Annotated in this window: 18 protein-coding genes; 10 read left to right on the top strand and 8 right to left on the bottom strand. The window is 68.8% G+C overall.

Annotated features, from left to right (window positions below):
- Nucleotides 1-4 precede the first annotated feature (4 nt).
- The 5 genes from RIN75_RS33150 to RIN75_RS33130 form a co-directional block, all read right to left on the bottom strand.
- On the bottom strand, nt 5-409 hold the full coding sequence (locus RIN75_RS33150) for a hypothetical protein (RefSeq protein WP_309116016.1): 405 nt from the start codon (nt 407-409) through the stop codon (nt 5-7).
- Nucleotides 340-1173, bottom strand: coding sequence for a hypothetical protein (locus tag RIN75_RS33145; protein ID WP_309116015.1), 834 nt, complete (start codon nt 1171-1173; stop codon nt 340-342). Before RIN75_RS33145 ends, RIN75_RS33150 begins: the two co-directional genes overlap by 70 nt.
- A gap of 339 nt (nt 1174-1512) precedes the next feature.
- Nucleotides 1513-2400, bottom strand: a complete 888-nt coding sequence (locus tag RIN75_RS33140) for a hypothetical protein (protein ID WP_309116014.1) — start codon at nt 2398-2400, stop codon at nt 1513-1515.
- Between the two features lie 10 nt (nt 2401-2410).
- Nucleotides 2411-2665, bottom strand: coding sequence for a hypothetical protein (locus RIN75_RS33135; RefSeq protein ID WP_309116013.1), 255 nt, complete (start codon nt 2663-2665; stop codon nt 2411-2413).
- Nucleotides 2666-2873: 208 nt separating this feature from the next.
- Nucleotides 2874-3119, bottom strand: a complete 246-nt coding sequence (locus RIN75_RS33130; RefSeq protein ID WP_309116012.1) for a hypothetical protein — start codon at nt 3117-3119, stop codon at nt 2874-2876.
- 297 nt (nt 3120-3416) lie between these two features.
- Here RIN75_RS33130 and RIN75_RS33125 point away from each other — a divergent pair, with 297 nt between their 5' ends.
- Nucleotides 3417-3989 (top strand): hypothetical protein, encoded by a 573-nt coding sequence (locus RIN75_RS33125; RefSeq protein WP_309116011.1) that lies wholly within the window; start codon nt 3417-3419, stop codon nt 3987-3989.
- A 1153-nt stretch (nt 3990-5142) separates the two neighbouring features.
- On the opposite strand, the gene RIN75_RS33120 is transcribed toward RIN75_RS33125, so the two are convergent.
- Nucleotides 5143-5586: a hypothetical protein gene (locus RIN75_RS33120; RefSeq protein WP_309116010.1), complete on the bottom strand. Its 444-nt coding sequence runs from the start codon at nt 5584-5586 to the stop codon at nt 5143-5145.
- Nucleotides 5587-6267: 681 nt separating this feature from the next.
- On the opposite strand from RIN75_RS33120, the gene RIN75_RS33115 reads away from it, so the two are divergent.
- The 4 genes from RIN75_RS33115 to RIN75_RS33100 all read left to right on the top strand — a co-directional run bounded on the left by RIN75_RS33115 (nt 6268) and on the right by RIN75_RS33100 (nt 11801).
- Entirely contained in the window at nt 6268-6483 is a 216-nt protein-coding gene (locus tag RIN75_RS33115; RefSeq protein WP_309116009.1) for a hypothetical protein, read from the top strand.
- 2275 nt (nt 6484-8758) lie between these two features.
- Nucleotides 8759-9001 (top strand): hypothetical protein, encoded by a 243-nt coding sequence (locus tag RIN75_RS33110; RefSeq protein WP_309116008.1) that lies wholly within the window; start codon nt 8759-8761, stop codon nt 8999-9001.
- Nucleotides 9002-9111: 110 nt separating this feature from the next.
- A complete protein-coding gene (locus RIN75_RS33105) occupies nt 9112-10740 on the top strand; it encodes a hypothetical protein (protein ID WP_309116007.1) in 1629 nt (542 codons plus the stop codon).
- 230 nt (nt 10741-10970) lie between these two features.
- Entirely contained in the window at nt 10971-11801 is an 831-nt protein-coding gene (locus tag RIN75_RS33100; RefSeq protein WP_309116006.1) for a hypothetical protein, read from the top strand.
- On the opposite strand, the gene RIN75_RS33095 is transcribed toward RIN75_RS33100, so the two are convergent.
- Nucleotides 11791-12210 carry a hypothetical protein gene (locus tag RIN75_RS33095; protein ID WP_309116005.1) on the bottom strand — a complete coding sequence of 140 codons (420 nt, stop codon included), beginning with the start codon at nt 12208-12210 and terminating at the stop codon, nt 11791-11793. The two genes, RIN75_RS33100 and RIN75_RS33095, sit on opposite strands and share 11 nt — an antisense overlap.
- A gap of 338 nt (nt 12211-12548) precedes the next feature.
- Nucleotides 12549-13136, bottom strand: coding sequence for a hypothetical protein (locus RIN75_RS33090; protein ID WP_309116004.1), 588 nt, complete (start codon nt 13134-13136; stop codon nt 12549-12551).
- A gap of 457 nt (nt 13137-13593) precedes the next feature.
- Here RIN75_RS33090 and RIN75_RS33085 point away from each other — a divergent pair, with 457 nt between their 5' ends.
- The 5 genes from RIN75_RS33085 to RIN75_RS33065 all read left to right on the top strand — a co-directional run bounded on the left by RIN75_RS33085 (nt 13594) and on the right by RIN75_RS33065 (nt 20070).
- Nucleotides 13594-14205 carry a hypothetical protein gene (locus tag RIN75_RS33085; RefSeq protein WP_309116003.1) on the top strand — a complete coding sequence of 204 codons (612 nt, stop codon included), beginning with the start codon at nt 13594-13596 and terminating at the stop codon, nt 14203-14205.
- Nucleotides 14206-14756: 551 nt separating this feature from the next.
- Nucleotides 14757-15269 carry a hypothetical protein gene (locus tag RIN75_RS33080; protein ID WP_309116002.1) on the top strand — a complete coding sequence of 171 codons (513 nt, stop codon included), beginning with the start codon at nt 14757-14759 and terminating at the stop codon, nt 15267-15269.
- Nucleotides 15270-15288: 19 nt separating this feature from the next.
- Complete coding sequence (locus RIN75_RS33075) at nt 15289-15543, top strand: hypothetical protein (protein ID WP_309116001.1); 255 nt, start codon at nt 15289-15291, stop codon at nt 15541-15543.
- 368 nt (nt 15544-15911) lie between these two features.
- Complete coding sequence (locus RIN75_RS33070; protein ID WP_309116000.1) at nt 15912-17600, top strand: site-specific integrase; 1689 nt, start codon at nt 15912-15914, stop codon at nt 17598-17600.
- Nucleotides 17593-20070, top strand: a complete 2478-nt coding sequence (locus RIN75_RS33065; protein WP_309115999.1) for a site-specific integrase — start codon at nt 17593-17595, stop codon at nt 20068-20070. The genes RIN75_RS33070 and RIN75_RS33065 overlap by 8 nt, the downstream gene beginning before the upstream one ends.
- The last annotated feature ends 1 nt before the right edge of the window (nt 20071 follow it).

Below are 20071 nucleotides of genomic sequence, written 5' to 3'. Positions count from 1 at the left end.
GCCGTCACCGCCGGGTGGGTATCGGCAGTCCTGCGGTGGTCCACGGCCCGGTCAGGACCTCGGCGACCGCGGGCGGCAGGCGGTCGGCCCAGGCAATGCAGGCGGCGCCGCCCCAGATCGCCTCGGCCAGCAACGGGTCGGTGGGCTGCTCGCCGGTCGCGAGTTCGGCCACCAGCACGCAGTCCCAGAACAGGTGGTGTCCTGCGTAGACGTGCTCCTGCGGGCCCGGAGCGAGGGTGACGGCCTTGGCCTCGGCCTCGGCCCACCGGTCGTTGCCGGTTTCCAGCCGCGCGACGAGCAGGGCGTCGGCGACGGTGCGGGGGCGGCGGGTCAGGTGGGTCAGGCTGGTGCGCAGTTCGGGTGTCCGCGGGCCGTAGACGGTGTCGGGGTGTGTTCCGGGGGCAGGCACACCTGTTTCCAGGGGGTGGTCAGCAGCGTGCGGTCGGCCCGGCCCTGGTCGGTGTCGGGGGTGACGGTCAGGCCCAGGACCGCGTCGAACAGGGTCAGCGCTCCGCGGATGCGGTCGTCGGCGCCGGGAAGGGCGGTGAACGGCGCGGCGAGTTGTTCGGCTACCCAGGCCAGCCCGGAGATCGGGGCGGGCAGTGCGAACAGGTCGGTCCAGCGGATCCAACGCTCGGCGATCCGTCGGGCGTGTTCACCGTGCCCCAGGAGGCGCAGTGCCCGGTCGCGGGCGGCATCGCGGGCAGCGGGGTCCGTACGGGCGGCGGTTTTGGCGAGGAGACGCTGCCGGTCGAAGGTGAGCGTGGCGACGGTCAGGTCGAGCAGCCGCAGGCCGGGGTCGGCGCTGTGGCTGGCGGGCAGGGCGAGTTCGGCGTCGGCGGGCAGGGTGGGGCGCACCCGCACGGGTGCGGCCAGCGGGTCGCGGGTCGCGGCGGCGGTGGCCACGGCCGGATCCGGGTCGGACAGCAGCCTGCGGCGGACTTCGGCGGGGGCGTGGCGCGAGGCGGCGACCGCCTTGCGCACACCGTGCACGGGATCGGCGGCCAGGGCCGTCCACACGAAGCGCGGAGTGAAGTAGCCGTGCACGGCGGCGGCCCGGCGCACGGCGGCGTGCGGGTCGTCCAGCACCCGCTTCCACCGGGCGCCGTCCTGGCGGTGGATGCCCGCAATCACCGCGGTGGCCCGCACCCTGTGGTCCGGGTCGTCCAGCACGTCCCGGCATCGAGGGCGGGTTCGGGGCGTCCCGGCCGTCGGCGGCGGACAGGGCGGCCAGGACATGGCCGTTGGTGACGTGCACGCCGGCCCGACGCGCGGCGGTGCGTACCCGCGATTCCGGATCGGACAGTAGCGTTCGGCGCACGGCCAGCCCGTCCGGTGTGTCGGGCAGACCGCGCATGTGAGGGCTGCGGGTTCTCTCACCCAACCGACAACTGTCGGACCGCAGCCGTGGTGACCTTAGTGATATTGCGCTTGCGAGCTGAGCGCAGGGTGCGTCGCCGAGTCAGCGGTCCCGGTAGCTGTCCTCATCGGGCTCCAGCCATTCGTCTGGGTTCACGTCGACCAGCTCGTAGGCGTTGTGTCGAGCTTGAGCAGTTTCATCTCCTCGGAGCCGAGGCTGAGACCGCAGGCAGCGCACTCATAGGCGTCGGGATAGAAGACGAAGTGGGGCTCGCCGCCACCTTCACCGTCTGATCCCCAGGCGAAGGCAACCTGACCGTGAACCCATCCGCGGCCTTCGCAGACAGGGCAGGACCGGGCCCGATCCTCGTGCTCGGCGGAGAAGGGATAGGTGTTGTGAGCGCTAATAGCTTCGATCAAGGCCGCCCGCTGCGCGCCCTCGATCCCGGCCAGCCGATCGAGGAACCTGGCCTTCGCGCGGGCGATCTTGGCAGTGAGCGCGAGCCGTAGCTCGGTCGTGTGCTCGTCGAGGAGGTCGTCTCGAAGCTGGCGGTAGTCGCCCCAGTAGTCCTCGGCCCAGTCGTCGACGCCATGCAGTTGTTCGATCTCGGCCAGGACGGGGATGGCGAGCCTGATGACCGTGGTGAGCACTGCCCGGACCTCGTCCTGGTCGTGGTCGCCGACGTGGGCGACGCCGTTGCGTGCAGCCAGGACCGGTTCGAACTCCTGCGTCGAGACGGTGACCGTGGGGATCAGTCGCCTGACACGGTCGAAGGCGACGCTCAGCCCGATCGTCTTGGTTCGCGAACGGGAGATCCGCGAGCGGTCGGCGTGGCCGGTGGCGTGAAGTAGGGACTCCCAGTTCTTATCTTCGACGATGTGAGCGGGGTGCAGGGATGCCAGGTATGCCTTGAGCAGGTGTTCCATGGCGACGCCGACGTGGTGGACGGCGAAGTCCTCGGACCCGTCGTTGCGCGAGAACGCGGCCAGCCCCGCCGTCATCCAGCGGCGGGAGGACGACAGGATTTCGGCCGGATCCACGAGCTGCACTCTAACGGCCGCCATGCGTGCGGACTCCTGACCTGCGACGGCGCGTCGGCATGGTGATGATCTTCTCGTATTCGGCCTGGTAGGTCAGCTCGGTGATGATTGCCGCGAGGGTGTCGATGCGGCCTTGAAGGGTCTTCTTGTCGGCTTCGAGTCGGGCGTTGCGGGCGTGTGCGTCGTCGAGTTGCCGTTGCAGGACTTCGACGTTGGGTGGGATCGGCCCGCGGCGGGCCGGGCGAGATGCTTGCGTTCCAGCCAACCTCCGACGGTCAGACCGTCGAGGTCGACGACGGTCCGGCCCGCGACGCGGACTCCCGGCAGGGGGTCGGCCGTGCTCGGCGAGCGCGGGCAGCAGCCTGGCGAGTTGCTGCGCTGCGACGTGCCCGCGGTTGACGTCGCGGACACGGGCGCTCGTTGGGTCTGCTGTTCGTGCATCCGGCGCCGCACAATGCCCCTTCGTGGGCAAGTCAGGTCCGTCCGTCCGGTGATCCGCCCACAGACACCCGCCACGACGAGGAGGCGTGGTCGTCAGCCGGAACTCCTTCGACGCCGCCCGGCGTCCCGGTGAACGGCCTCGACCACACGTGGCCGGCTCGCCACGCCACCGCGAGACAGCCCGCCGCCAGCCACCACGGCCAGGTCACCGCGTCCGTCACGGCGATCAGGACGTTCGTCGCCCCGGCCAAGACCAGGCCCAGCACTGCCAGTACCACCGCGCGATAGCGCCGCCCCTCCGCTACGCCTCCACCGTTCATCGTGGCCCCCAGACTCGACTAGGGGATGTATCGGCCGCCGAGAGGCGCTGGTTACGCCGTCGGGCCGATCGGACCGCCTCCGGCCCCTCGTGTCCGCTTCGGTGATAGATCTACCGCGCTTGGCGGGAGACCCTAGCGAGGCGGATGGTCCCGGTAGGATCCCGGTTCCGAGTCCTTTGACCGGCCGGACGTGCACCGCATGCCTCTTCCTGCCACGCGTCCTTCTCACCAGCACTGTCAAGGAGAATCAGTCGTATGGCGAAAAAGCGGGCCCGCCATGACGGTCGCACCACCGGCAAAACCCGCCGTGCAGCGGAACCCGGCACCCCCTACACCGGCCGTGTCGAGGATCTGGCGAACGGACCGTGGCGGGACCGGGTGGGGTCGGACATGAACACCCAGACCGGGTTCACCCCGGTCGGCACCCCCGTGCTGATCTGCATCCCCACACACGAACTACACGTACTGTCCGAGGACGGAGTCACGTCGGTCAACACCTGGGCCGAGGGCCTGCCCTTGCAACGGTTCCGCCAGATCACCGATCTGAACCGTCTCGACGAAATCGGCGTCGACGTCGACTGGACCGTCACACTCGGCCCCGCCAGTCGCCTTCCCAGCGACCCGCGCTTCGTCACCCTCACCGGCGCTGTACGCGGTCCGTCTCCCACCGGGGCCGGGGTCGCCCTGTTCTACCAAGGAACAATCAACACCAGCCCGGAATGGATCGACAAGGCGAAGCGACTCAACAAGCTGATCATTGTCGCAAAAGCCCGGCAAGGCGCCGAGAACTGGGCCGTGGCCGCCCATCTCAATCGACCCAGCACGTGAATCCGGACAAGTCTGGTGCGGGAACGGTTCCGAGTGGACGGTTCGGACGATCGTGTGCGAGGCACGCGGCCAGGTGATGCGGCTGTAGGGGGTTCGTCCGGCACCGGCTAGGGAGGGCCCGCTGGCCACCGTAACAGCCTGGTACGGGCTGGCAGACACGCGCCGGTTAGCCAGGCGAGCGGCCTTGACCAGCAGCGGGCCGACGTTGGCCACCACGAACTCGCGCAGACGGAGTTGCGCAAGCACCTCCGATATGACGACCGAAGAGTTGGCGGTCAGTGCACGGCACGGCGAGCCCGCATTGCGACCAACGCGGTGGCGTCCGGCGGAGGGAGGGAGGCCGGGCGGGACATCGGCAGGGTGGGGCGGGATTTCGCCGGTCACTGCTGGAGGCTCAGGATCCTGTCCAGGAACGCGTCGTATGCGGAGGGCTCGTCGGACCAGACGGTGGAGGTTCCCGGTAGCTGCCAGTTCTGCCAGTCAGCGGTGGTGCTGTCCTAGTAAAGACCGTCGGCCGTATCGGCGTCGGTGAGGTGAAACTTCCTCTGCAGCTCCATACGCACTGCGGTGGGTTCGGCAGCCAGAACGGGCGCGGCCTCTGTCGGGCTCGCCACCCGAACCCGAGCAGCACAGGACCATCTGCCCTCCTCCGGCCCCGGGTTCCAAGGGCTCTGCGGTGTCGTGGCGCCGCCGCTGACGGGGTGGGAAGGGAGAGTGGGTGACGGTTGCACGCCGGTGCCAGGCGGTCGCCGTCCCCCGAATCGGCTGCTCCCGTTGCGTCTCGGGCTTTGGCTGCCCGGCATTGCGCGCGCGGAGGTCCTCCTTCGGCCGGCTGATGGCGCACAGCGTGGCACCGCCGGGCCGCTGCGCGGGCCGGCGGCGGCGGAATTCACCCGACCGCATCGGCCCACCCGCATAACGACGGCTCCGCTGGCCCGGACGCCGGGCTACCGGACCGCTGCGCCGCTGACAGGCGACCGACGCCCTGCCCCTGACACCCCGATGACGCCTCGCAGGCATCAGGATGGGCCTCAGAGAGCACCGGGCGGCTGCCCGGCGGGGCCAGCCGGCGCACGGCGTGCGCTTCATGGCTGGAGCATCCCGGCCGGCGACCCGAACGTGCTGGAGCGCCGGTGGGGCCGGATCGCCCACATCAGCGGGTCATGGGATTCGGAAACCGAGCGGCGAGGTCGTCGAGATCGGCCGGGCCGCTGCCAGTGCGAAGCCCCAGCTCCGGGTCCGCGAGCCAGTCTCGTAGGTGCTGGATCAGGCCGGGTAGCCGGAGGGCCGTCGCCTGCGACAGCATGCCGGTCACTCGCGAAAGACCGGTCGGCCCGGGAGGAGTCGCCGCGGGTGATGTAGCCGTGGCCCCGAGCATCACGTCGAGGGTGGTGCAGTTGGTGTCGGCGAGTTGGTCGTGCACGGTGCGCACTACGGCGTGCAGGTCGTCCACCTCGTCCCGTCGCATGCCGAGCGCGGCGAGCCGGTCGTCACCGAGTTCCCGGGCTTCCCGCACGAGTTGTCTCAGTAGTTCGAGTTCGTCCCTGCGCAGCCGGACGATGTCTTGGCCGAACCGGGCCTCACGGTGGGAGATCATGGGAGTGGTTCGTTCCGTTCCTCGTGGTGGGAGACCGCGCCACGGTCGGTGAGGACGCAGCCGTCGTGATCCGGGATCCCCTGGTGGCCGACAGGGGCCGACACGACCGGAAGGTCGTCACCGGCTCCTGTCGTTGTGGGATCTGCCAGGCTGACCGTACTGATCCGCGCCCACGGCGACGCGACCGGGCGCGGCGGGCGGCTGGTGGTCGTGGTCCCGGACGGCCAGCAGGTGGCCCGGCTGTTGAAGGTCACCGAGTTCGACCTGGTGGTGGAAGTCGGGGCCTCGGTCGAGCAGGCCCTGGCCGACAGGCTGACCGCCTTTCCGCGCTCCTGCCCGCGTCGGGCGGCGGGTCCTGCGACGCAGGGTCGTCGGGCTGCCGCAGCTCGGGCGGGGACGCTCCCCCCGGCGTGCTCGACACCGCCGCCATCACCCGCTTCGCTCTGGGACACCCTTTCGTCCGCGGTGTCGTCTGGGCCTCTATGGAGGACGGCTACTCGCTGGCCGTCCCGGCCGCGGCGCTCACCCACGCCTACGCGCTCACCCCGCAGCACGACCGGGACGCGCTGCGCGTGCTGACCGAACTCCCCATCATGGTCGTCGACCCGCTCGACGCGGTCCGGGCCCACGACGTCGGCGAACTCTTGGCCGCCGCGGACCAGCCGGACGAGTGCCGGGTGCATGTCGGCCACCTCCGCGGGGCCGCTCCCCCACCGCTCCGTCCACTCCTGGAGCCGGCGGATCGGCTCGCGGGACGTCCAGAAGCAGACCCGGTTGAGCAGCTCCTCCTGCTCCGGCCAGCAGCGGGCGTACATCGCCCGGCGGCACGGCGCCCCGGTCCGCGAGACCCTCCCCGATACCGTGACGGCGGTGCTCCAACTGCTCTCCGCTGCCTGACCCACGCCGCTCGGCGTGCTGGAGAACGGCCGCGTGCTGTGCGACCTGGCCGCTGGGCGTCCGCCTCCAACTGGGCGGTCATCGAAGGTGCGCCGCTCCAGCAGAGGACCGCAGCGAGGAGTTGCTTGGTGATGCGCACGTAGCGATCTCCGAACGCCCCAAAGGCCTGCACCACCTTGGTGGCCGACCGGCAACCCTGATCGACAACCACCTCAAGCGAATCGGTGGTGGCAAGGTCCTTGCCCGCACCTACCTGGGCGGAGTCGAGGTCTACCCGTACGGCCACCTACGCACTGACGACAAGGTCTACGCGTCGACACCGTCTGGCTCGGGCCCGCCCAAGACCACCCGCTTCGCCGCTTGGGGGTCGGCATCGTGTTGTTCTCGCTGGTGACAGCCGTGCGGTGGTGTAGCGCCGGATCTTCCAGTGTTGGAGACAACCTCAGTCGTTGTCCAAGGTTGACCCCAGAAAGATCGTTCGGTTGCACGGCATGGGCGGCGTGGGCCGAGCGTCCGCGCAGCGTCGGGTACGAGACCGGCGACAGTTGTCGCCCCGTCCTAGCACCAGGCCGGACCGGGCTCATTAGCGCAGGTGGAGCGGTGACACGGTGACTTAGTTCACTCTGGATGCCGCATTTCTGGACCTCGGCGGCGCCACCGCGTTCGCCGATGGGGCACGTCGGGTTAGACGCAACCCCAGGTGCAGGACCGGTTATTGATCTACCTACCGGTCGCCGCCACCACCAATCAACGCGGCCAGCGCTGTAGGGTCTTGCCCTACGAGGTTCGGCTGATCGTTTTGACCGCATCTCCTGACCCGCTGGTGGTTCTGGCTCGTACACACGCTTCGCCGGAGGCAACAGCGGTCCCCTCCCGGGGTCCACCTCCGGCGTGGGTCAGGAGGCCAGCAGTTTGAACGAATCGAAGGACCGCGAGGAGCCACCGGAACCACGGTGGTCCCGCAGGCGAGTTGCCCAGGTCCTGAGTAGCTCGGGTGTCGTGATGGAGGTCGCCGCGGTCGTGGCGTCAGGCCAGAACGATGGAAGCCCGACGATCTTCGTGACCGCCGGGCTTCTTGCCATCGGTCTCCAAGTCGCTGCCGCTCGCACGCGCAAGACGAGGTGACCATCGCCGCGGCCGGGAAGCCAGCGGGGTGCCAGCCCCGTTGACCTGCTTCTCGGCCGTTGGCATGTCGCACCCCGGGTTGTTGGCGGCCCAAGGTGCGATCGTTGCGACCATACACCGTTGTCCAAGGAGTCCAACAATTTTCGGGTAGGTCGATGATCAGTGCGCAACGTTCCTACCAGCGCAGATGCGGGTTCGACTCATTCGATGTCACACCGAATCAGCTTTACCGATCATGCCTAGCCGAGCGGAATAACCGGCGTAGGTCAGCCGCGCTGGACCGGCACGTCGAGGGCTGGAGGCGTGGGCGCGACGACCACCCGCCTGTGGCCGGCCTTCACGCTGCCCGCCGCGGCGCCCGCGCTGGACCGGCACGTCGAGGGCTGGAGGCGTGGGCGCGACGACCACCCGCCTGTGGCCGGCCTTCACGCTGCCCGCCGCGGCGCTGGACCGGACGCCACGCGGCGCGGTCGAGCTCTTCCGGGCAGCTTGCGTGACCTGCCACGCCGACCCGGTCGAATTCGCGCCCTCGGCACGCCACAGCGCTTTGCGGGACTACCTCGCCGCCCACCGCACCGTCTGGATCCGCCACCTCCGCGCCGTGGACCTCGCGGCCGACACTGGCCGCTCTTCATCGACCAGAGGCCTCGCTGGTACGCCCACCCGCTGCCCCCGGCACGAGCTCCGGGTGTCGCAAGTGCGCCTGCACGAGTGGCGCGAGGCTGAGCCACTTGGCCACGCTCAGCTGGACTGGCTTGCCACTCTAAGTAGGTACTTAGAGTGACAAAAGACGGGGACGGTGATCCCCGAACGTCAGGCCAACGCGCGATTACACAGTGTGACATTTGGGCTGGCCTTCTAGGTGTGATTGGTCGGATAGTTGACTTCACCTGCTCTGATCGTGCAGGGTCGATGTTACGTTCGGTACAGGGGGTATCGAACGGGCTGGAGAGGCCCGCAGCTCGACACGGCCGACACGCCGCTTCAGGCGGTCACTCCAGCAGGCACTCGGGCGTCCGGTCCCGCCATGGCGCGGCCCGGGTGGCGGGTGCTGTATCGGCACCCGCCGCGGTGCCGTTTGGGGGCACGGGTCGACCGCGGGCACGTCAGCTCGTCGTCGACTCGTCTGACCACGTTGGGGGACGTGGCAATGGCACGGTTGCTCGACGAGCGACAACTGGACGACATCCTTCACGAGAACGCGCCACGCATCCCGGTGCTGGAGAGCACCGGAGATGAGGGCGTGCAGACGCTGGCCCGCTGGGTACTCGTCGTCGTCGCGACTCTGGTGATCGCGCTGGCGCTCGTGTTGTCGCTATGGCCTGAACCGGCCGGAACCAGCCCCGGCGCAGGCACGGCGCCGGTCACCGGCACGGCGGCGCACAGCACCTGACCTAGCACCGTCCCGCCACTGTCGAAGACCGGGCGGCCGCGCGCCGCCACACCTTGTTCACCGCCGACGCGGCGGTTCACCCATGTCATGTCCAACCGGGGGTTCCGGAGATGATCCATACAGTGAGGGCGCTCGTGCTGGGCGCCGCGCTGCTGATGTTGGCCGCCTGTACCGGAGGCGGCGACCAGTCGTTCGACACCGCTCCCCCGCCGTCCGCAGCGCAGGAGGACGTGGTGGACCCGGCGGTACCGGAGGAGTTCCGGGCCGCCGCCGAGGCGTATACGAAGTTCCGGAAGGTCGACCCGTGCGGCCTGCTCTACGACGCCGCAGCGGTCGAGTCGGTGTTCGGCAAGGCGTCCGGGGATGAGCTGTTGCCCGACAAGGACGGCCTGGACAACTGCGTGCTGCGGATCGACACCGGTGACTTCGCCTCCAACTACAACCTTTACCTGGAGGTGGGCGCGGAGTTCGACCAGGCCCGCCGCAACGAGGCAGCGCAGGAGACCCTCGGCGGGGTCGAGGTGTTCGTGGACAAGGCGACCGACGACCCGGAGCGCAACTGCACCGTGGCCGCCGACGTCGACGCACAGCTCGCCGTCGCCGACGACGCGCGCGGCCTCTATGCGGTCGAGCTGCGCGTGCAGGCGTCGGCGTCACGCGACACCAAGCCGGCCAAGGCCGCGTGCGACGTCGCCCGCCAGTACCTGACGGCGACCGCCGGCCAGTGGCGCGAGCTGCCCCGGCGGGACGGCGACCGCAGCAGCCCCCGGCTGGAACTCGGCGGCCTCGACCCGTGCCGCGCGGTCGCACCGATCGCGGCGGACACCCAGGGAGCGCAGCTGCGCCCCACGTCGGCCTCCAGCTGCGAGGTGCGGTTGCCGTCGGGGACAGTCAAGGAGAAGACCAGGTCCCAGACCGTCAAGGTGATCTTCGCGATGGACGAGGACCCCGCCGCGCAGGCGACCGGATCCACATCGCGGACGACGTCGGCGACCATCGCCGGCCAAAAGGCCGCGATCACCGAGCGCGGCATCAACTGCCAGGTCCAGGTGCCGTGGCAGCCGGCCACCACGGTGACACCGGACAACACCAAGGTCGACGAGCCCGGTCTGGTCCAGGTCGTGACAATCCAGGTCCCCGACTGCGGCACCGCGCAGGCCACCGCCGAGAAGGTCATGGCCAAGGTCGCGACACCCGACTCCGAGCGGGCCGAGGACCGCGCGGACGCCCCGGTCCGTCTGGGTGACCTGGAGAAGGTGCCCGACGCGGCGAGCGTGTCCGCGCCGTTCGACCCGTGCGCGGTGGGTTGGAAGTCCTTCCCGGAGGAGGTGCGCCACCCCGGTGACGCCAAGCCGCGTCTGGTGGCCGCCAGCTCGCAGGACAAGTTCGCGACCGCCTGTCGCTACACCAACGACGAAACGGTCGAGGCCAAGGTCGACGAGAAGGGGCAGGGCTCCGGCGCGCTGGGCAAGGTGTTCCTGACGATGGTGTTCTGGGCCAAGTCGGGCGACATCTCGGTGGACACCGTCAACCGCACCAACGCCCGTGACCTCGACCTCCGCGGGAAGAAGGGGCTTATCCGCTCCTACACCGGCAACAGCGGCGTCCCCTCGTGCGCGACGATCTTCGCGCTGGCCAACGGCACAGCCGGGGTTACCGTCACCCAGAACCGCTTCGCCACCGATCCATGCGCGGTGGCCGAGCAGGTCTCGCTGGCGATCGCGGCAGGCACGCCGTGACCGGGCCCGGCGACGTCCGGGTGCACTCGCTGTCGGGGGAGGTCACCGTTGTCGCGGTGACCTCCCCGCCCAACGACGAGTCCGATCTGGAGCGTACTCGGCCGCTTCCTCCGTTGTCCCGCAGCCGTTTGTGGCGTCACGACCTTGTGCGCTGGCTCCGACGGCGCATCAAGCCCGGGGCAGCGCGCGCGACCGCGGGCATACTGGTAGTGATAGCCGCAGGTTTCGTCGTGGGGAGGGAGAGCAGCTCGGCCGCGCCGCCAGCCGTGCACGCCCAGAGCGTGATCACGACGACCACCGTCCTGGTCGAGTCGACCACTCCACCCGCGCGCACGCCGACTCACGCCCGTGAGGACCCGACTGCAGTCCCGCCGGCCCCCGTCGCCGTAGAACAGCGCCAAGCCCTGGTGGTGGCGTTGGCCGGCGTGGAGTTGCCCGGCGCGCCGGTCGACCCGGCGCCCGCCGCGGACCCCGGAACCACCGTGCTGCACCCTGTGCGCGAAGTGGTGGTGTTCACCGAACCAGGCGGCCCGGCGCTGGCCCGCCTCCCGGTCCGTCAGGTCCTCGCGCCGACCTGGGTTCCCGTGGTCGACCGCAGGCCCGGCTGGGCGCTGGTGCTGCTGCCGGGGCGACCGCACCCCGGCGGCGCTGCCCCGGTTGGGTGGGTGCATTTGGACGGCGACGTCGTGCTGGACGAGGTCGACCGCCGCATCGTCATCGACCGCGGCACGCTGACCGTCTCCGTGGTCGCCGATCTCGCGCGGGTGTCGACCAGCTCCCCGGCCGCACCTGCCACCGCGCCGACGAGCGGAGTGCGCAGCTTCGTCGCGGTCGGCGCCACCGGCACCGAAGGGCTGCCGTGGTTGGTCGGCGTGCTCTGGCCGCTGGTCGCCTCACCTACCCGGATCTGCACCGGCCCGTTGGGCGGAATCGGCGTCCCGGGACTGCCCGAGACTTCGCCGTTGGGCACAAGTACGGCGGACGGCTGCGTGGACACCCCGCCTTCGCTGCGCCATGCGTTGCGCACCGTCCCCGCTGGGGCACCCGTCATCATCCGCTGATCATCACCGGTCCCCGCCAGCCAACGGTGACCAGCACATGCGGAAAGGTCACCAACCCGAGGTGGTGGACGAGGCGCGCCAGCGTGGGTTCATCGCACACCAAGCGCCCCAGCATGGAGGTAGGCAGCCGATGATCGACGGAGATGATGACGGGCACGTTCTCGGACCGCGAGCGGACGTCGACACGCCGTCGGCGCCCGACGCCCAACTGCTCAAGATCGTCGTGGAGTCCAAAAGCTGCCCCTTCTACGTCGACCCGAGCGACGGCGCGGTGCTCCGGCAGGACCGCTGGCGTGGTGACCCGCTGGTGCTGGAGGGCGTTACGCGCGCTGGTGCGCCCGGCGTCGACTACACCGTCCGCAGCCTCCACGGCCTTGGCTCCGCCATGGGCCTGCACCCCAGTGTTCACCGACGCTGCCGGCGCCACCAGCGTCCACCCGGCGCAGGTCGTCGGTGCCCAGTGGGTGGCACGGGAAGCCGGGTTGCCGCCGCCCGCCCCTGCAAGCAGGCAGGTTCTGCTGGAGTGCGGTCACGTCGCCACCGTCCTCCGGGATCGCCAGATCGGGTCCAGTGTGGACTGCGGCTCGCACGAAAGGACGGCCTTACCGCGGTGATCGGGGAAACCGACTGGCCCGCCATACCGAGCTATTCAACGAGTCCGAGGCGTCCGCGTTCGACGTGCGGACAACCCCGATGAGCTGATTGGCTTGTCGCAGCCGTCTGCCGAAGCAAGCGGGTCCGAGGCGATCATCGGCCGGATGGGGCGGCCCAACCGACCTGTGCGGGCACGCGGTGCTCGAACAGCTGCCGGTGGATGTCCTCCTCCACCACCGCAACCAGGAAACCGGTGACCGTCAGCCCGGCCCGCACCCGCTGGACCCGCCGTCCGCCGCGCGCACCCTCCTCGTCGATGCGCGCGACCGAGTAGGTGTGGCGCCGTACCCCGAAGGGCTTGAGCAGCCTGCCCAACGGCATCTCACCGTCCTCCAGGCCCACGCGCACCCGCGTCGGCAGTCGCAGGAACGCGACTGTCGCCGACACCTCGGCCAGCACCAACTCCTCACCCCACGACTCCATCATCAGCAGCCCCGCACGCCGCAGCACGTGGTCACCCCGCCGCAGTTCCAACGCCTCCGCTTCTGCGGCGTCGCGCTGCTCGTGCTCGGGGTCCAACCGCACCAACTCCTGATCGGTCAGCACGAAACCGGTCGGCGTCGACAGCCACCGATCCACCGTGTCGGTGAAGCTGTCGGAGTCCCGCAACCACCTGGCCAATGTGAGCGCTGAGTAGTCGACGGTGTCGAGTCGCGCGCGGTCCAACTCCTGAACACTCATGATCGAACGTCCCCCGGTGAGTAGCGCGCGGTTCCCCCGAATCGCGCCGAGTCGGCATTCACTGGCGTTGACCAGCCACTATCCACTGTGCGCCTATCGTTCGGCAGAGTCGAGCCCCGAAAGGCACGGGTTTTCCGCGACACGCCGCCTCCACATCGAAGTCGTCGCAAACGGTAGTGACCCGCGTGCCCTCCGCCGAGGCAAAGGGCATGGAATCGGCCACGTAAGTACCTACTTCTCGTGGCACTACGCGCCGCCGAGGCCGACGCGAATCGGTCCAAAGCGGCTACCGACCGGCCGCGACGGCTTGTCCGGTGTCACCGTGCCAGTGCACTGCGGCACCACAACGCCCGTCGGTGGTCCGGCGCGGCGAGCGGTTCAGGGGAAGTCACGGGAGCTTCGGCGGCGCCCCCGGTAGGGTGGCCGAACTGCGGTAGACCGGAGAGGAGAGCTGGTCATGACGAGCATCGGTGGTGTCGGTGTGATGCCGTCCACGTCCTCCCCCGCCCAGCAGGCGGTGCTGCTGCACCGGCACCTGCTCTCCTCCGGCTCACTCCAGCCCTGCATGGACCCCCTGCCCCACGGCGTGGGCCTGTACGAGGCAGGGGAGACGCTATTGGGGGTGTTCGGGCGTGCGGAGGTCGGTGCCTACCACCGCTTCTACTCCGAGCCCGTGACCAGGACCGGTGGGCCACTGGTCCTGACGACCGACCCGCGCTTCGCCACGGGGTTCGTGCTCGGCACCGCTGCGCGCAGGATGTTCAGCCGCTCGGGCGGATCAGCCTGGCACGCCCGGACGCTGGTCACGACCGCGGTGACCACCCGCCGCCTGTGGTGCCTGGTCGCCGAGTCCGACGGCGCAGCGACCTGGCGGTGGTTCAACTTCGACAACGTCACCCATTTGGAACTCCACGGCGACCGCATGACCGCGCAGTTCGTCGGCGCGACGCCGCTGCGCCTGGCCGGTCCCTGGGCACCTTGGTGCGCCGTGATCCTCGCGCACTACGGTCCACGGATCCACGCGGCGAGCGTGCTGTCGGAACGACGGGGAGTCCTGCGGGCGGGATGAACCCCTGCCCGGTCACGGAGCGGGACACCCCTTCCACCGCGCTCACCGCACCAGTCACCCGGCCGGTCCGCGGCCTGTGGGATTGACGGTCCGTCAGGGGGCCCGCTCCGCTCCTATCTGACCGAATCACTTCCTGCGGCACCAATGGGGGCCCCCGAAAGTAATTCACCGTGGAGTCTAGCGACGGCACCGCGCCGCGGCCGTGGCAGGGGCACACCAACACGACCGGCCGGTGCCGGCGGCCGGTCGTGCGCTCGGTGCTGGCGGGGCCTGCCCCGTGCAGCCGTAGACGAGGGACAAGGTCGAACGATCCGCGCGGAGCCCGCCGCAGGGAGAACGCCCGGCGACGTTCGGCCAGACAACCGGAGCCCACAGGCCACCCGCAGGATGAGCCGCGATTCGCTAGCATTCAATTGCCGCTGGAACACCGATCCGGCCGCAGGAGATTTGTCTCCGCAATCGAAAGCGTGGATCGACCAACTTCGCTTCCAAGCGCGACGCGCGAAGTCCTGTCTTCGTCGTCACCATTCCTTCTTCTGTGAGGTTCCTCTATGTCCGTCGACCTATACACCTCCTTCGGTCAGGAGCGCATAAACGCCGCCCGGCTGGTTGCCGAGGCCGCGGCCCTGCACCTGGCCTGGGTGTGCATCGATTTGAGCACCCAGATGTTGCGCATGCCGTTCCCCACCGCGAGCAGGCTGGTGGTGCTGACCGGTAATCCTGCGGACCGCGACTCGGTCGAGCTGATCGAGGTTCTTGACGCCGACGGTGATTTGCTCTGGTCCGCCATGGATGGGTGGGCTCCGCACGTCCCCGGCGTCGAGGGCGGCTGGACCGCCCTGTGCGCCGCAGTGGAGGCACACCTGGCCGAGCTGCTGGCCCACGCCACGCCCGAGCTCTGCGGCTGGCGCAACTACTCCACCGAGGTCGACGACCCCGCCGACGCTGCCGGTGGCGGTGGCGGTACGGCCCCCGAGGACGGCGAGTTGTACTTGGTCCTGCTGCCCGTCGAAACGGACGACACCCCTACTGCGGACGGCACCGCGACACCGACGCTGGCCTGAGCGGAAGGGACAAGCCATCGTGAACTCAATCGGCACCCGCCCCACCGCCGAGACCCTGGTGTGGCTGGAGGGCCTCGTCCGCAACCTCGAACTCGACCCGGTGGTCGACCTAGGGGAACTGGTGCTCGACGTGCTAGGCCAGGACGCCGCGAACCAGGCCAACAACGGCGCCCTTCTCGAACTCGACCTGGAGCAGGCGGGCGACGAAGTGCACGACGCCGCCAGCCGATACGGGAGCGACATCAACAACCAGGGACTCCGGGCACAACTCTAGTTCCTGCTCGACACGCACGGTGAGCAGGAACTGGCCGACCTGCTGTTCACCACGGCCGACACCCACCAGGTGGTGTGTCAGGTCTGCGACCGACCGACTCCCGTACGCACCGCGCACCGCTACCAGGACCGATGGGTCGGTGACCACTGCTGCTGGGACGAGCACTTGCGATCGACCGAGTAGCCGTCCGATCCGATCGCGTTCGACCGGCAACTCCTCCGTCTGCCCATGCGCGCCCGCTCAGCGACGGCCGAAGGCCAGCCCTGGCCGCGACGCCGCCGCAGCCACACCCGCTTCACCCGGACCACGGACCGACACCCCGTGACCCGCACCAGACCGAATCACCCCCGCAAGGAGCACCTACCGCCATGACCGTCGACCAGCTCCAGCTCATCGACATCGAACCCCCGCCGGTCACGACCGTCACCGACGGCCCCGAGCCCGACCCGCGCGACTACGACATCGTCGTGGCGAACCTGTCCGGCAAGGACGGCCACGCCGCGTTGGCCAAGGCCGTTGAGGTCACCCGAGCCACCGGCACCTTCGGCCGGTTGTTCACCGCGCACGCCGATCTGGGACTCATGGAATGGCCGGGCGTGACCTTCGAGGGCCGCTACTACCCGAGCAACGCCGAGCACGTGGACGCCACCGCGGCGTTCTACGGCGTGCCGCCCGAGCGCCGGATCACCACCCGCCGGGTGGTCACGGAGACCACCGGCTTGAGGCGCCCGCAAACGCTGCTGGAACAAATCGCCCAGATGCAGAAGTTCCCCGACAAGGCGCGCAAATTCTGCTCAGTTATCTGCACCAACTTCCGCTGGCTGATCATGGTGCTTCTCGTTGTGATCAAGGAGCGCGAAGTGGATCTACACCGTCAGTTGATGGAAGGCCGTGCGTCTGTGCCCCGAGTCGGTTCTGTGATCCGGGTGGCTCGTGTCCACCCACCGTTCGTCGTGCTGGATTCGGGAGGAGTTGAGGTCGCGGACGTGACCGAGTACCTGCGGGACCTGGTGCTCGGTGATTGCAGTCCGCTGACCTGCCGGAGCTATGCCTATGGGTTGCTGCGATGGTTCCGGCTGCTGTGGTTGCTCGGCGTGCGATGGGAGCAGGCGACGGAGTCCGAGGTCGCGGTGCTGGTCGGGTGGTTGCGTACTGCGGCGAATCCGCAGCGACGTCGTCATCGACCTGGATCGACCGAGCCCGGAGCCGTCAATCTGCGTACGGGGAAGGCCATCCTGCGGGCGGGCTATGCCGCAACTACCATCAACCACGCGTTGTCGTCGGTCAGCGGCTTCTACGAGTACCACGGGCATCACGGCCGTGGTCCCGTGGTCAATCCGGTTCCATCCTCGCCGCAGCGGCGTCGTGCGCTGGCCCACTTGAGCCCGCTGGAGCCCAAGCCGGTCGTCGGGCGAGCGCGCCTTCGGCAGCGGGTGGCCGATCGTCCACCGAGGTCGATCCCCGATCGGTTGTGGGACGAGTTGTTCGACGCGATGGGGTGTGAACGCGATCGCGCCCTGCTGGAGTTCTTCGTCTCCAGCGGTGCCCGCGCCGCCGAATTGCTTGGTGTCCGGCCCGAGGACGTTGACTGGGCAGGCCGACGGATCTACGTGGTGTCCAAGGGCACTCGCGAGCGGGAAGCGGTCCCGGCCTCGCCGCAGGCGTTCGTCCGGCTCGCGCTCTACTTCGACGAGATCGGGACACCGGCCTCGGGCGAACCGATCTGGCGGACTCGTCGCGGTGAGGATCGCCCGCTTGGCTACTCGGCTATGCGTCGGGTGCTGCAACGGGCGAACGCCCGGCTGGGCACGAACTGGACGTTGCACGACATGCGCCACACCGCCGCCAGCCGCATGGCCAACAGCGGGAAGCTTACCCTGCCCGAGGTTCAGGCGATCCTCCGGCACGCGAACATTCAGACTACGGGCCGCTACCTCGCGGTCGGTGTCGAGGAGCTGTTCGACAAGCTCACCGAGCACTACGCCCGGCCGCGGCCGGAACGCCAGTACCCGTCCGGCTATGCCGCTGCCGACATCCAGGCGGTGTTCGGTGGCTGAGCAGGAGGTCCGCCCGACGACCGGGCTCAGCAGGCGTCACGGCCCGGTCATCGCCGAACTCGGCTTCGCCAGCCGGTTCGTGTCGGGCAAAATCAAGGCGGAGGCAGCCGTGGCCACAGCGCCGCCACGCCCGCACGGTGACCTGAGCACCACCGGCATCGAATCCATCGCCCGGCTCGCCACCGCCACCTGGGACGGCGCCGAGGTCACGCGTCAGCAGCGCGGTCAGGCGACACGCCAAGTGCTCACCTACCTGACCGAGTTCGACGGCGACACCTGGCAACAACGCTGGGATTCCAGCCCTCTGGGACGAGCCGAGATCCAGGTCAACTCACTGGGGTCACGGCGCACCACAGGGCTCGCCTACGGGCCAGGTCTGCGATCGCTGTTCTGCCTCCGCGTGATCCAGCCGACCCTGCTGGCCCTGCGCACGAACTCGTTTACCGACTACGCCTCCTTCTTCATCGCCGCCCAGGCCGACCCGCTGCTCGACAAGTTCGCCGAACTCGCCGCCGCACACGACATGTCCTGGCAACACCGCCGCGAAGCTGTGTTCGACGTGTGCTGCGCCCTCACCGTCCAAGGTGTCGCGCTGACTGACCTCACCCCGGCAGCGCTGATCCACCACGGCCACGAGACGCGCAAGGTGAAAGCGACCATGCGGCCCGGTAAAAGGGACGCGAACCGGTTTGTCGGACCGTCCGCCTGGAACGTCCTGCATCGCATGGGGCACTTCCCCGACGGGACACCCTCGACCATGCGCGCCGCATTGCACCGCGGTCAACTCAGCGTCGAGGAGATGATCGACCGCTACCCAATCCGCAACCGTTCAGTGCGGCAGTTGCTCATCGACTACTTCGTACGCCGCTCAGCCGACACCGACTACGCCTCGCTCTCGCACCTCGTCCTAGAACTCGCCCACCATTTCTGGGAGAAAATCGAGCGGATCAATCCCGGTCAGGTCGACCTCCGCGTCACGCCAGAAGTCTACGCGACCTGGCGTCACATGATCAGCACCCGCGATGACGGCAAACCACGAGCAGGTGTCGACGGCATCGTCATCATCGTCCGCAGCTTCTACTACGACCTGCATACCTGGGCCGCCGACGAGCCGGAGCGTTGGGCACCGTGGGTCGCGCCCTGCCCGATCCCGCCCAGCGAGCTGCGCGGCCTGGGCAAGCGACGCCGCAGGATCAACGAACGCTCCGCCGACCGCACCCGTCAACGCCAACCCCTACTCCCGATCCTCGTCGCCCACGTCGAACACCGCTGCGACCAGACACGCCTCCTACTGGAGCGCGCCCAGCGAGCACACGATGGCGAGACCTTCAAGGTCGAAGGCAGAACCTATCGGCGCATCATCACCGAATCCGACCGACACACCATCAACCTGCGAGGTGAGGAACTCCCGATTCGGGTGATCGACGACGCCACCGGCCGGATCATCCACATCGAGACCGACGAGGAAGCAGCATTCTGGGAGTGGGCCTCTATCGAGACGCTGCGACACTCCGGCGTCCGCATCGAAGAGATGTGCGAGCTCAGCCACCTGAGCATCCGCCAGTATCAACGCGCCAACGGCGAAGTAATCGCACTCCTGGTCATCGCACCGTCGAAGACAGATCGAGAGCGCGTCATTCCGATGAGCGCGGAACTGTTCCACGTCATCGCCTCTATTATCCGCCGCCACACCCGCAACGGCCGCAACATCCCCCTGCTGAGCCGATTCGACCCCCACGACAAACTCTGGAGCGCCGAACTGCCGTTCCTGTTCCAGCGACGTAACGGCGCCACCCGCACCGTGATCGCCACCGGCACCGTCCTGAACATGCTCAAACGCCGGTGCGACGAACTAGCAGAAGAGCACCCTGGCTTCCGCACCACCCGCTTCACGCCACACGACTTCCGGCGGATATTCGCCACCGAGCTGGTCAATAGCGGACTGCCCATCCACATCGGAGCAGCTTTGCTCGGCCACCTCAACATTCAGACCACCCGTGGCTACGTGGCAGTCTTCAACGAGGACGTCGTCCGCCACTACGTCGCTTTCCTTGCCGACCGCCGTGAACTCCGCCCCGTCGAAGAGTATCGCGACACCACCCGCGAGGAATGGGGCGAGTTCGAGGAGCACTTCGACAAGCGCAAGGTCGAACTCGGCTCCTGCGGACGCCCTTACGGCACACCCTGTCAGCACGAACATGCCTGCATCCGCTGCCCCATGCTCTACGTCAACCCCAAGATGCTCACCCGACTCGACGACCTCGAAGCCGACCTGATCGACCGTCGGACACGCGCTCAAGCCGAAGGCTGGGCTGGCGAGATTGAAGGCATCGACATGACTCTGACCTTTCTACGGGCGAAGCGCGATGACGCTAGAGGACGGCTGCGGCGACCGCACGTAGATCTCGGTTTTCCTCTCGTTCCGAGCAGTCGCGACACAAAAGCAAACAGCCTCGGCTCAACGCCTTGAT

The sequence above is a fragment of the Saccharothrix sp. genome (genome assembly GCF_031180885.1).
Taxonomy (GTDB): domain Bacteria; phylum Actinomycetota; class Actinomycetes; order Mycobacteriales; family Pseudonocardiaceae; genus Actinosynnema.
Note: the sequence above shows the minus strand (reverse complement) of the source record. Positions and strands in the feature narration are given on the sequence as shown.

What these genes read in the sequence shown, in the direction of transcription:
- RIN75_RS33115 (WP_309116009.1), top strand. Translation starts at nt 6,268, where the DNA reads ATGTCGGCCACCTCCGCGGGGCCGCTCCCCCACCGCTCCGTCCACTCC.
- RIN75_RS33120 (WP_309116010.1), bottom strand. Translation starts at nt 5,586, where the DNA reads ATGATCTCCCACCGTGAGGCCCGGTTCGGCCAAGACATCGTCCGGCTG.
- RIN75_RS33080 (WP_309116002.1), top strand. Translation starts at nt 14,757, where the DNA reads ATGTCCGTCGACCTATACACCTCCTTCGGTCAGGAGCGCATAAACGCC.
- RIN75_RS33085 (WP_309116003.1), top strand. Translation starts at nt 13,594, where the DNA reads ATGACGAGCATCGGTGGTGTCGGTGTGATGCCGTCCACGTCCTCCCCC.
- RIN75_RS33090 (WP_309116004.1), bottom strand. Translation starts at nt 13,136, where the DNA reads ATGAGTGTTCAGGAGTTGGACCGCGCGCGACTCGACACCGTCGACTAC.
- RIN75_RS33105 (WP_309116007.1), top strand. Translation starts at nt 9,112, where the DNA reads ATGATCCATACAGTGAGGGCGCTCGTGCTGGGCGCCGCGCTGCTGATG.
- RIN75_RS33070 (WP_309116000.1), top strand. Translation starts at nt 15,912, where the DNA reads ATGACCGTCGACCAGCTCCAGCTCATCGACATCGAACCCCCGCCGGTC.
- RIN75_RS33110 (WP_309116008.1), top strand. Translation starts at nt 8,759, where the DNA reads ATGGCACGGTTGCTCGACGAGCGACAACTGGACGACATCCTTCACGAG.
- RIN75_RS33125 (WP_309116011.1), top strand. Translation starts at nt 3,417, where the DNA reads ATGGCGAAAAAGCGGGCCCGCCATGACGGTCGCACCACCGGCAAAACC.